The 12,767-nt window shown below is 27.8% G+C and carries 6 protein-coding genes; all 6 read right to left on the bottom strand.

Translation table 11 applies throughout. The features are described 5' to 3' along the window. Positions 1-37: 37 nt before the first annotated feature. Positions 38-1,885 carry a primosomal protein N' gene (locus LPB137_RS06350; protein WP_076085918.1) on the bottom strand — a complete coding sequence of 616 codons (1,848 nt, stop codon included), beginning with the start codon at positions 1,883-1,885 and terminating at the stop codon, positions 38-40. Then, on the bottom strand, positions 1,885-2,319 hold the full coding sequence (locus tag LPB137_RS06345; protein ID WP_076085916.1) for a type II secretion system protein: 435 nt from the start codon (positions 2,317-2,319) through the stop codon (positions 1,885-1,887). The genes LPB137_RS06350 and LPB137_RS06345 overlap by 1 nt, the downstream gene beginning before the upstream one ends. Beyond that, a complete protein-coding gene (locus LPB137_RS06340) occupies positions 2,319-2,528 on the bottom strand; it encodes a hypothetical protein (RefSeq protein WP_076085914.1) in 210 nt (69 codons plus the stop codon). Before LPB137_RS06340 ends, LPB137_RS06345 begins: the two co-directional genes overlap by 1 nt. After that, on the bottom strand, positions 2,521-2,721 hold the full coding sequence (locus LPB137_RS06335) for a hypothetical protein (RefSeq protein WP_076085912.1): 201 nt from the start codon (positions 2,719-2,721) through the stop codon (positions 2,521-2,523). Before LPB137_RS06335 ends, LPB137_RS06340 begins: the two co-directional genes overlap by 8 nt. Positions 2,722-2,776: 55 nt before the next feature. Beyond that, the gene (locus LPB137_RS06330) at positions 2,777-3,184 is read right to left on the bottom strand and encodes a hypothetical protein (protein ID WP_076085910.1); all 408 of its coding nucleotides are present in this window, start codon (positions 3,182-3,184) and stop codon (positions 2,777-2,779) included. A 175-nt stretch (positions 3,185-3,359) separates the two neighbouring features. Further along, complete coding sequence (locus LPB137_RS06325; RefSeq protein WP_076085907.1) at positions 3,360-12,689, bottom strand: Lcl domain-containing protein; 9,330 nt, start codon at positions 12,687-12,689, stop codon at positions 3,360-3,362. Positions 12,690-12,767: the final 78 nt, after the last annotated feature.

Genomic DNA, 12,767 nt, shown 5'->3' with positions numbered 1-12,767 from the left:
AGTGCAGATTCATTTTCTGGGGTAATAGTATTGGTTACTAATAAATAGTATCCATATCAATAGAAGCCATAGGCGACGTAATACTATGAAGAGAGGTTAAAAGAGCTTTTACATTTGATGAACGTAAAATAATTTCATATCTAAACTTATTTGCCATTTTAAAAATTGGTGATTGTCCAAATCCCACTACTTCAATATCTTTATTTTCTTTTAATTTTTTTACATAAAAATCAAGTTCATCTTTTACTTTTAGTCCATTTGTATGTGCAAATATTACTTTTGCCATTTTTAAATATGGAGGATAAAGACCCTCTCTAAACTCTAATTCTGTTTCTAAAAACTCTTCATAATTTGATTCATTTAAATAAAAGTCAAAAAACTCTTCATTCTTAGTTTGGATGATTACTTCACCCTCACCTTTTCTTCCACTTCTTCCTGATATCTGAATAAGTAAAGATAAGGCTCGCTCTCTTGCTTTGTATGAGTTCATATTAAGTAGTGAGTCAATTCCTAGAACTACTGCTAATTTTACATTATGATAATCATGTCCTTTTGAAAGCATTTGTGTTCCAACTAAGATATCAATATCACCTTTATTAAACTCATTTAATATAGTTTTTAACTGCGTATTTGTTTTTACCTTATCTCTATCAAATCTTTTGATTACTTTGTCTTTAAAGATTTCGTTTAACTCTTCTTCTATTTGAGCAGTTCCTACTCTTAAATTATGGATAATCCCTGTATTACAAGAAGGACAAACTTGTGGAATTTGCTGTGCATAGCCACAATAATGGCATTTTAAAGCTAAATCATTTTTATGTAAACTCATAGAAACAGAACAATAAGGACACTCAACTGATTTACCACAAGATGTACATATTTGATACTTAAAATTTGCTCGTGTTGGCAAAAATATAATCACTTGATTTTTTGATTCTAATGTTTTTGAAATTTGATTTAAAACACTTACTGATAAGCTATCGTCACTATCATCAAAGCTGTATTTTTTACTAGTATCATGATATGTTTGTGTAAGTCTAAAAAATGGTATTTTATGAAAAGAACTTGTTGATACTGTCGCACTTCCAAGTACAAGCTGAATATCAAATTTCTTAGCCATATAAATAGATAAATCTTTTGTATGAAATCTTGGCTTTGAATCACTCTTATAAGACTCATCATGCTCTTCATCTACAACTATTACGCCTAAGTTAGAATATGGCAAGAATAAAGCAGACCTAGCACCTGCTATTAACTTTATACTTCCTTCTTGTAAACCTTGAAGTATTTCTGTTTTTTTCTTTTTTGTGATTTTTGAGTGCCAAATAGCAACGCTTTTATCAAAAACTTTTTCAAGTCTTTTTTGCATTTGAGGAGTTAGTGAGATTTCAGGCATTAATAAAATTGCTTGTTTATTTTCATTTAAATGTTTTTCTATTATTTTAATATAAATCTCAGTTTTTCCAGAACCTGTATTTGCAAAAAGTAGTGCTTGCTTTTTTTCATTTAAAAAATCATATGCTTTTGACTGCTGAGTTGATAAGCTAATTTGGCAATCAAAAGTTAGTTCTTCTTCTTTATCTTTGATTTCATTATTAAAAGGTGCATAAACACTTAAAGCTTCGCCTAAAGAACATACATAGTACTGAGATACAAAATGAGAAATTTCAAGCATTTTACTATCATAATATTCATTTGTAATTTCTTCAATATCTACACATTTAAATTCTGGTTTTTCTACTACTTTTATTATTACACCATCACTTAAAGTTTTTCTATTTCGTATTTTTACAGCTACTTTTCTACCTACTTGTAGTTCTTCTTCGCTTTGGTATGTAAGAGGATTAAGCGGAGATTTTAATAGTGATACTTCATAATAAAACATTATTCTATTTCCTTACATATTTCAAAACTGCTTTTACATTTAAAACTATTATCTTCAAGTAAAAACACAACATTTTTACTTGAAGATAATATATATTTATATGAATTATTTGATACCTTTAACCATTTACCAACTTCATTTATAGCTGAATTTGTGGAAATTATTGAAAAGTCTAGAACTTCTGTAAATAGTAGTTCATCTTTTTTATCAATTGTTGCATTGTCTAAACTATCTATTATTGTACTTTTATTTAATAAAACTTGTGAAGTTTTTAATTTGCTTATGTTATTTCTAATAATTGCAAGATTTGATTTTAAGTCTGAGATATTTGAATTTGAGATGATATTTGTAAACTTAGGAATAGCAAATGTTAAAACTATTGAAATTGTTGCAATTACAAGTAAAACTTCTAATAAAGAGAAGGCTTTAGCCATTAAAATCTTGCTAATTTTGTTGAAAGTTGATTAACATCTTCTTTAAATGTTGAGTATTCTTGTGTGATTCTAATATATGCAGCTAGTAAATCTTTAGTATCATTGTTTTTATTTAAGTCTAAAAATTTAGTAAGTTCTTTTTCCATATCAGGAGTAACATTTATAGTATAAGCCATATTATTAATATGAAAAGTTATGTCTTTATTCACCTTTTTGTGCCTTTATTAGAGCTAATGTACTATCAATTCGAAGAAACATATCTTGATTATTTCTAGCTAATTCATCATTATCATTTTGCATTGATTCAAGTTCTTGCTTTAATGATTGATTCTCAAGCTTTAATCTTTCGTAATCATGTAATAATTTATCAAGTTTATTATTTAATGTTTCTATTATTTCCATAATCGCATTCTACCTAAATTTTCCTAGTAAAAAAATTTAAATAATTGTTATTTTACTAATTTCCTTCATTTATAAAGATATTTGCAACTTGTGAAAGCATTGCTACTGATTTTCCCCATTGAGAATAGTCATCAATATCTTTTAAATCAAATCCAAATTTTTCTGTCATTTTCTTTATTAAATGTTTTTCATTAACATGAAAATTATTATCAATGTGAATTAAAATCATTAGTTCTAAAAGAATTATTCTTTGACTTCGAGTAGATTTATAGTTATTTAAATTCTCTTCTAAACAAAAAGTGTCAATTTCAAATGAATCTAAATTCTCAATTCCCATTTCAGTACAATAATCTAAGATCACTTCTTCTTCTCTTTTTCCATAACTCTTATCAATTCTAGCTAAATAATGAGCTAATTGTAAAAATGAAAATTTTTCTCTTGCTTCTAATTGCATTAATAACATATATTAAAATCCTATTTTATGTTTATCTTGTATTCTATTATATTCATTTTAAGTTAATCAATAATAAATAATCATAATTTCAGCACTTAGAATTCTTTGTTGAATAGTTATACTTGTGAGTGAGTCATAACACGAAAAAATCTTTGATTAAATTTCTTCATGTTATATTAATTATTTATAAAGCACCAACACAAAGCACTTTATTAGTAGTGTCTTTTGAACTTGTACTAATTGAACCATATCTTGCAGACATTTTATAAGCTCTTGTATTATCCGAATTATAAATAGTTGAAGACCAATAGTTATCAACTAAAGAGCCTTGAAAGCTTGAGTTTAATGAATTTAAATAAGTATCATTAATAACTTCTTTTCCTCCTGCTGTCGTTAATAACTCTTGAATACTTGGTAATCTCCATGTTCCTGCTAAACTTTCACAATAAGTGTTTGCTTCTGCCCAAGTTTTTGCATCATTTGATAAATCTTGCCATTGTAGTTCTGTTACAGTGATTTCTTCACTGGGTTCATAATCTCTTACACAAATAAATTTATTTCCACCTGCTTCAATTTCTGTTCCCATTTCATTCGGAAATTTAATTTTTATATATTGATCTGAATTCCAAGTACTTGATTCAACACTTTTTGTACTAGTCCAATAATCAAAATGAATCAAATTAACGAAACTATCTATATTTGAAGGAGAAGTATCATCAAAAATAATAAGTGTTTGCATCTCTTTTGCACTTGGTAATCTCCAGTCATCATATGTATCTACAGTTAAAGCACTACAATATAGTTTTGCAGAAGAGTTTGTTCTTGTTTCATTGAAACCATCATCATTCCACATTAAACCTGTATTCTCATCTTTTACAATATTTCCGTTTCTAGATCTACTTATATCATTGTTTAAAGAGAAGTTATCTTCTTGTCCTGTTTTTACAATAGGTAAAGGTTTTGGAAGAGTTGTAAAACTTATACTTTTATACGAAGATTGTTCTCCATAAGAAATAGAACAAGTAAAAGAGTATTTTTGATTGTAAAGTAAATCTTCACTTGGTTTATATATTATACTAGCTCCTGAAAATTGCTGTGGTGTAACTTCAACGGCATTATATTCATTTGCTTTTTGTATATAACACTTAGTATTATTAACATGAATTGCTTCTAAAACCTTGTCATAATTAAATATAATATTAGTATCTAAATCAACATATGTTTCATTATTAGTTAAGTTTGAACTTTCAAATTGAGGAAGTTCTTCATAGTAGTTTTCTAAACTATCATCTTCTTTTTGAACTATTACATCACGAATATCAAAAGTTTCACCATTTACAATGATTTTATCTCCTAAAATCTCGTATTCTTTTCCATTTGCTAGAACTTTTCTATCTTGAATCATCCATTGTCCTGATGTAACATCATTTTCAGTAAAATCTTGATTATCTCTTATAAATTCTATTGTTTGTTCATCGTTTGAGCTGTCTTTGTAAATAAGTGTAAGCTTTTTAAAATCACCTAATATTTGATTATTTACCATTAATATTGGTCTATAATTAAAATCAATTTCTACCCAAGCAAATTTTGGATTAGTCATATTGTTGAATAAAGATTTTGTATATGCATAAGATAAAGGATATATCATATTTTGAGATTCCGAAAGTATAGATCCAAACTCCCAAATCGGATTTCCTCCTCCTGAAATAGAATCTTTTAATCTTTTACTTACATATTCAGAAACTGTTACAAAGATTCTTGCTCTTATTTTCGATTGTGAACCTAATTTATCATTTGATAAAACCTCATTTCCCAAAGATATTAGGAATTTTAAGATTGTAGTATCTTGGGGTGCACCTTCAAAATCACCTTCCTCACTAGCTGAATAAACTGTATTAAAAAAATCTTCTAAATTTGATTTAGTTATGTCATATCCACTTGAATTTGCCATAATTGCAGAGTTAATTATTACATTTGAAAGTAATACTCTTCTAAGTTTTGCTTTTTGTTCATCTGTAGCTATACTCATATCTTCAAGTAAAATACTTGAATCAAAAGGATCCAAATAAAGTTCTTCTACACTTAAATTTGCATCAAAACCATTAGTAACTAATAAGCTAATAATTTCTTGATTCGTGAAACCTAAAGTACTAATTGATGTAATAGGTGAAATAAGTCCTTGTTTTGAACTAGAATATTTAGCACTTAAATTACCATCAAAAACCTTACCATTATGTAAACCTTTATCAAGCATTGTAATCAATGCATTTTCAGGAACTTGAATGTTAAAAATAAACTCACCATTTTCATTTGAGTAAGAAGATATTTCATCTTCATCTTCTTGTGAATCACCATCTGCATCATACCAAAATCTTGCATTTACAATATATGGGTCTATTGCTTGTCCTCTAGTTGAACCACCGTTTTGTTCATCTATAGCAGTAACTGTAATTGGATATTTCCCGCTTACAGTTACATTAGTATTTAATTCATTTTTATTAACAACTACATTTACTTCAGCATTAGTATCAAAATCGCTTCCATCGTAAGCTAAAGTAACAATTGCAGAACTACTATCATTATAAGTTACAGATGAAATTGTAGTACCTATTGGTGCAAGATTTAAAGTGAAGTTATTTACATCTAAGATGTTGTCTTTAAACTCTAAAGAATTTCCTAAAATTACATAAATCTTTGCAGCATCAAGATTTGCTTCTGTTATTGTAGTATTATCTTGATGTGGACTATTTTCTATTTTAATAGCATTTTTACCACTTGTTACAGACGCTATTGAATGAGTATTGTCTTCATATCCATCTGCAATAATTTTTATTGATCCATTTGTATCATTAACTGAATATGGTGTTCTTAAATCAACTGTTGTTGAACTATTGATTATAAGTTTTATTTGTCCGCTTGTTATTTCATATTCATATGTTTTTAATAATGAATATTCACTATTTACTCCAGCTTTGTAATAAACTTGACTAATAGCACTTTCCCAAGCTTCATCCTCTTCAAAAGAGAAGATAAAAGCATCATTTTCTAAACTGTATCCAACTTTTCCAATTATTGTAGGAACTGTTTTTAAAGGCTCTGTAATTGTACTAGAAGAGAAAGTATCACTTATAGTTCCAACTGTTAAAATTGTATCGACACTAGTTGCATAAAAAGAAGAAGATTGATGTCTTACTTTTACTAATTGATTATTTTCTAGAGTTAATGCTTCAGTTTGCCAAGTTATACCATCATCTAATGAATATTCACCATTTATTATTGATACAGGTGTCTCTTGATTTATTCCCGTAATTGTTATAGATGAACTTACTACTTCATCTAAGGAAGCATCAGTTTTATCTGTAAAAGTAAATTGATGAGGAATAGTATCATTTACTTCTTCACTAATTGTTTCACCAATATTTGTAATTAAAACAGCTCCACCATCAATTGCTTTATCATCATTTTTCCAGTTTCCAAAAATTACCTCATTTTGGTCAATTGCTACATCATATCCATAAACACTAGGTACTGTACTTTTTATATAATCATTACCTTGAGGTGTATAAGAATTATTACCTGCAACTATATAATTTAAAGCATCATGATATATACCAACACTACCTGTTATTGCTTGTGTATTTTCTATTTTTCCATTAGAAATCACTGTATTAAAAGCTCTTTTATATAAATATACTGAACCTGTATCATTATTTCCAAAAGAAGAAATAGCTATATGATCTCCTGAAATTGCAACACCAAATCCAAAATGATCAGCTAATCTTGAAGAATCACTTGGAGTAATTACACTTATTAACTCTAAAGTATCATTTAAATAAGTGTAATAATTTGCAAATCCTGCACCTAATTCAGGTTTTGTATCTATTGGGGTTGCTCCTAAATCTGGAAATACCGAAGAACCGATTACAAAATAATCTCCATCAATTGCTACATCAAAACCAAAACTATCTGAACTTTTTCCATCAGCTCTTTTTATTGTTTCAACTAAAGCAAAATTATCACTTCCATTATTTTTAAATAAGTAAGCAGCTCCTTTATGATTATCATCATTATAAGCACCAATTAGTAATAAATCACCACTAATATCAACAGATGCACCAAAATGAGCTGAGTCACTTAAACCTGAAACTGTTATATTTTGAATTAAAGAATAAATTCCATTTTCATTCTTTTTATAAAGCTCTACTCTGCCTTCTAAACCATTACCTTCAACATAATAATTTCCATTACCAGCAACTAAATAATCTCCGTCTAAAGCTATTGAAGCGCCAAGAATTTCTGTCCCTTCAAATGCAGCTATTTTTTGAGTTTCTTGATAATCTCCATTTATATCTTTATTGTAAATATAAATTCCTGATCTTGCTATCACTGCAGCTGTTCCATCTTTTACATCTACAGAGTTTCCAAAATGTGCATTATCTATTGGATCACTTGGATAAATAACATTTGACCAAGGTATTTCAACTACTGCTGTTACATCAAGACTATTAGTGATAACTTCTTGACAAATATTTAATTCATTTGCTGCTATTGATATTTGTATTAATTTATCTTCATCAAAATCTGTACCATCAAACTGAAGTGTTACTTGAGCAATTGATTCATTTATATAAGCTACATTAGATATTGATACTCCATTTGGTGAACTATAAAGTGAGAAGTTATTTTTTGAAAGTGAATTATCAATAAATTTTAAATGATTTGATAAATGTATATTTATTCTTGCCTCATTTAAATTAGCCTCTGTTATTGGTTTATTATCAGCAAATTCAATACTTGTTGCTTTTACTGCATATTGACCATCTTCAACCATATTGATAATAACTTCACTATTTGGATAATTACTTGCTTTTACAACAAGTCCAGCTCCACCAATATATGGAGTAAGTAGAATTGGATTTGTAGTAGTTGAAGCATGAAGTTTTAAACTTCCTTCTGAAAATGTATAATCACTAGGATTTAAAATAACACTCGTACTTTCATCATAACATCCAAACATAGAAACTTCTGTAATTGAATCTCTCCAAGTAGCATTATCAGTAAAATTAAATGATAAATCTGGGTTTTCTAAACTATGCCCTGCTCCATTTATATAAGGTGCATCATTAGAAACTGTAATGTTAAATGTAATATCATCTAATCCATTATCTCCAAATGCAGTGATTCTTACTTGATTATAAACATTAATTTCTCTAGGTGTTCCATTTAACGCTCCAGTAACTGTATTAAATGTTGCCCATGAAGGTTTATTTTCAATAGTAAAAGGTTTTGTAACTGCTGCGAATTTTGTATAATCTGTACTAAGTTGTGGAATATAAGAATAAACTTCACCGACATTAGCTCTAGTATTAGGAGCACCTACGATTAAAGGTAATTTTGTATTTTCATTTTCTTTAGTTGTAGTACTAAAAGTATCACTATCATTACCAATTGTAATAGTCGTATCTAAAGTAGTATCATATTCATTTGATGATTTATGCCAAACTGTAAGAATATCACCATTTTGAACAGTAGTAGTTCCTGATATTCCATCTTGTCCATTTACTTTAAAACCGAAATGTACGTTTTGCCCAAGATATCCACTACTTATAACAGCTTTACTAAGACCTGTTTCTAACCAATCAACTGTAACACTAGAATCAAACCATTGTTGTATTTCAACTCCTACTTTATCATTAAATTGAAATTTCGGTGTAGCTGGTTTTCCTTTTACTAGAATATTAAATATAAACTTTTCACTTGTACCTCTATCATTTGTTGCTGTTATTTCTATACCTTTAAAAGTTGTATCATCTGATAATAAACCTTTAATTAATCGTGAATATTTAAGTTCTCCAGTACTTTTATTAAATTCAAAACCATTTGGCATATTTTTTATTTCCCATGTTCTAGCTTTGTTTCCACTATTTGTAGGAGTAAATGAGAATGCTTCATAAGATGTTTTGTCTTTAGGTTCAATTGTATGTGAAAGCTCTCCACTAAGAATAGGAGTAGTTGGAGCATACCAAATATCTATATAATTACTTACACTTTTATCACCATCACTTACAGTAAAAGTATGTCTTGTTTTTAAACTTGGATGAAAATCATCAATATCTTGAAAAGCAAAACTTATAATTGCAGTACATTTTCCTCTAAGACATTCTAAAGTGGTGTTTGAAAAATTAGCTGTTTTTGCAAAACCTACTCTTGTTTCAGTTATAACACCAGCATAAGTTACATTTGATGAGTTTAAAGTATTATCATTATCTGATATATCAAAAGTGAAAGTATAATTATTAGGAGTTGCACTTGTATCATCTAGAATAAACTCTTTTTTAAAGTCAGCACTAGTAATAATTGGTACTTCATTTACATCTATAACAGTGATTTTAAAACTTTCAAAACGAGTTGAACCCTTTCCATCTGTTACACTAATAGTGATATTTATATCTCCAATATCATCTTTAGTTGGTGTTCCACTAAGAGTTTGTGCTTCTTTATCAAAAGTAAGCCAAGATGGTTGATTTTGTATATTAAAAATTAAAATATCTCCATCTAAATCATTTGCATGAATTTGTACGGTTAGTTCTTCATTTTCATTTACTGTTTTATCAGATATTGCTGATAATGTAACATTAGAATTTTTATCAATAACTGTTAAATTAAAAGTAAAAGAACTAGATAGTCCACCTTCTTCACTTACAATTACTTTAATATCTTTTTTTATTCCAACATCAGTTTGTCTTGGAATTCCTGTTAATTCTCCTGTTTGAGTATTGATATTCAACCAAGTAGGATTATTAGAAATACTCCAAGTTAAGTCTCCACCTTCAATATCTATAGCTCTTGCTTGTTTAGAATAATTTCTATTTTCATCTGTAGTAGATGAAGTCCAAATATCACTTAAAATTGGGGCATCATTAACATCATCTACCATAACTTTAAAATCTATATTTGTTTCAAGTCCACTTGAACTTTTAATTAATAAAGAAATAGTATCAGATTGTCCAATATCATTTTGACCTGCAGTTCCATTTATTTCTCCTGTTTGAGTATTTATACTCATCCAAGTTGGTTTACTTATTAAAGAATAAGTTAAAGTATGAAAATCACTTACATTTGGAATAAAAGTATAATTAGAATTTTGATTTACTCTTGTAGGAATTTCATTTAGAAGTACAGGAGCATTTGAAGTTTTTGTTTTAAATTCATACTGTGCGTTATCAAAACTAACAATACTTCTTACAATATCATTTGCTTCTTGTGAACTTTTATGTCTTAATTGTAATGTATTATCAACATAAAGCAACAATTTATCAGAACTTGTTTTCCATTCACCACCATTAATTTTAAATTCAGCATTTACAATTTTTACATTAGTATAAGAATCAATACCTTTTATTGTAACAATATTTGATTCATAATAAGTATTAATAGCAGCATTTTCTTTATCAATAAAATCTATACTATCTATTTTAGTATCAATTTTTTTATTATAAACATGAAAACTAGCGAATAATTTTTTTTCAGGTCCATAATAAAGATATCCCGCATTTGTACTATTATTATCTAAAGCTGTTTTTATTCTTAGTTTTATTTTACTTCCTGCACCAATGTCCATAGCTTCACTCGTCCAAGCAGAACCATTTACACTCATTTGTGCTCCATTCGAAACATAAGCATAAGTTGCAGTATCATTGATTCCGGAGATAATTCTCTCTTCACTTTCAACAAAGCTATTAAAATCTGCATCAAAAACTGTTTTAAACTCTATTTTATCAACATTTGAACTTGGAACACTAGGATTATCTATTGTTTTAGTTTCAAAGTTTACTATACTTTTACCTACTTCAATATGAGTATTTTTTATTGTTCCATACGATGATGAAGATGTTTGTCTAAATTTAACTTTATAGCCTGTAGGTACTTGAGAAAGTTCACTCAACCAAATTTTTTCACCTTCAAGTTGAACTTCACCATTTGTAACTTTAATATCTAAACCACCCTCATATCCACTCATTTTAAAATATGAAGTTTCATATTTAGTATTTAACTCAGCTAAATATACAGTTTTAGGAAAGAATAAATCAGGTTTTAAATCTTTTTCTTTTGAGAAAATGATAAATTTCCCCTCAATACCACCAATAGTTAAAGTTGCTTCTTCTTTTCCACCATAAGAAGAACTAGCAGCTTTACTAACTTTTACAATATCACCATTTCTAACACTTGCAAATTGTAAAGTATCTTCATATTGATTGCTTTTCCAAGTTCCATCGTTGATTTTATATGAAGCACCACTTGTTATTCCAACTTTTGAAACAACTCCATTACTTAAACCACTTACAATAATTTCATCACTTGTAATAAGTCCTCCTAAAGGAGCATTTATTCTAATTGGAAAAGAAAACTTATTTGGACTTGTTATATTTAAAGTTGGATTTGCTTTTGTAATTGATTTAAAAGTAATTCGTGAAACTCCAATATTTAAAGTACTTATATTTTCACTAGAAAAAGAATCTAATGAATAATGTTTTACTCTTATAGAATCACCATTTTTTACAGTTGTTTCTATATCAGTAAACTCACCATCATTTAAACTATAATAACCATTGTTTATAGTTAATTTTGCAGTTGAAGAAAGCTTGTTAATTACAATATAATTAGAAATTAAACCTTTATTTATATCTTGGTCAACTTTTGTATCAAAAGATAGATTATGATTAAAAGGTAAGCTACCTTGTCTTGTATTTTCACTAGGAGCGTTTGATACACCAATTGTAGAAGATAAGATATTACTAACACTAAATAAATCTACATTATCAGCTTTTTCTAATATATCATTATAAGTATTTATAACATCAGTATTTATATCTCCCTCAACAGTAATAAGTTTAGTTAACTTATCTAATGAAGTATCTGGATTATCAGAAGCTAGTATTGCAGCTGAAATTTTTAAAAGCTGTGCATTATCAGATTTATTAGAACTTATTCCATCTGTTAAATCTAGGTCTTCTAATTGAGTATCATTTGATAATTCTAAAGAAAACATTTCTTTTATTTTTTCTCTTGCATTTTCTTTTGCAACATTAATATTTTCACCATTTTTTAACATGTCTTTTATTTGTGCTGCAGCAATATGAGTAAAAATATTTATATTTATATTAGGAGAAGAATTGGCTTGGAGATTAACAATCGCAGATAGTATCCCATTACTTACATAATTACCAGTATTCTCATCTAAATACTCACCTTTAATTTCATATTCAGTTGCACCTGACCATGGTAGAGGAAGTAAGAAAGAACCTTTATCATCATTTGTTGTTGTACTTTTCTTATCAGTAGTACTTCTTTCACCATTATTAAGCTTGTATGCCGTTACAGTAGAGCCATCTAAAAATGGACCTTTTTGTGCAATACCACTTGAACTTGATGATGATACTTTATTACCACTATTACAACCAATTAATACTATTGTAAATATTAATAATAGTATAGATATCTTAATATTCTTCATGCTTAATCCTTTATTTTTCTTGTTACTAAGTATAAGAAAAAGGCATTGCAAAAGCATTGCAAAAATAATAAAAAAAAT

It is taken from the genome of Poseidonibacter parvus (assembly GCF_001956695.1).
In the GTDB taxonomy this organism is placed as follows: domain Bacteria; phylum Campylobacterota; class Campylobacteria; order Campylobacterales; family Arcobacteraceae; genus Poseidonibacter; species Poseidonibacter parvus.
Note: the sequence above shows the minus strand (reverse complement) of the source record. Positions and strands in the feature narration are given on the sequence as shown.

Coding starts and splice junctions, on each gene's coding strand:
- LPB137_RS06325 (WP_076085907.1), bottom strand. CDS start 12,689: ATGAAGAATATTAAGATATCTATACTATTATTAATATTTACAATAGTA.
- LPB137_RS06335 (WP_076085912.1), bottom strand. CDS start 2,721: ATGGAAATAATAGAAACATTAAATAATAAACTTGATAAATTATTACAT.
- LPB137_RS06345 (WP_076085916.1), bottom strand. CDS start 2,319: ATGGCTAAAGCCTTCTCTTTATTAGAAGTTTTACTTGTAATTGCAACA.
- LPB137_RS06350 (WP_076085918.1), bottom strand. CDS start 1,885: ATGTTTTATTATGAAGTATCACTATTAAAATCTCCGCTTAATCCTCTT.
- LPB137_RS06330 (WP_076085910.1), bottom strand. CDS start 3,184: ATGTTATTAATGCAATTAGAAGCAAGAGAAAAATTTTCATTTTTACAA.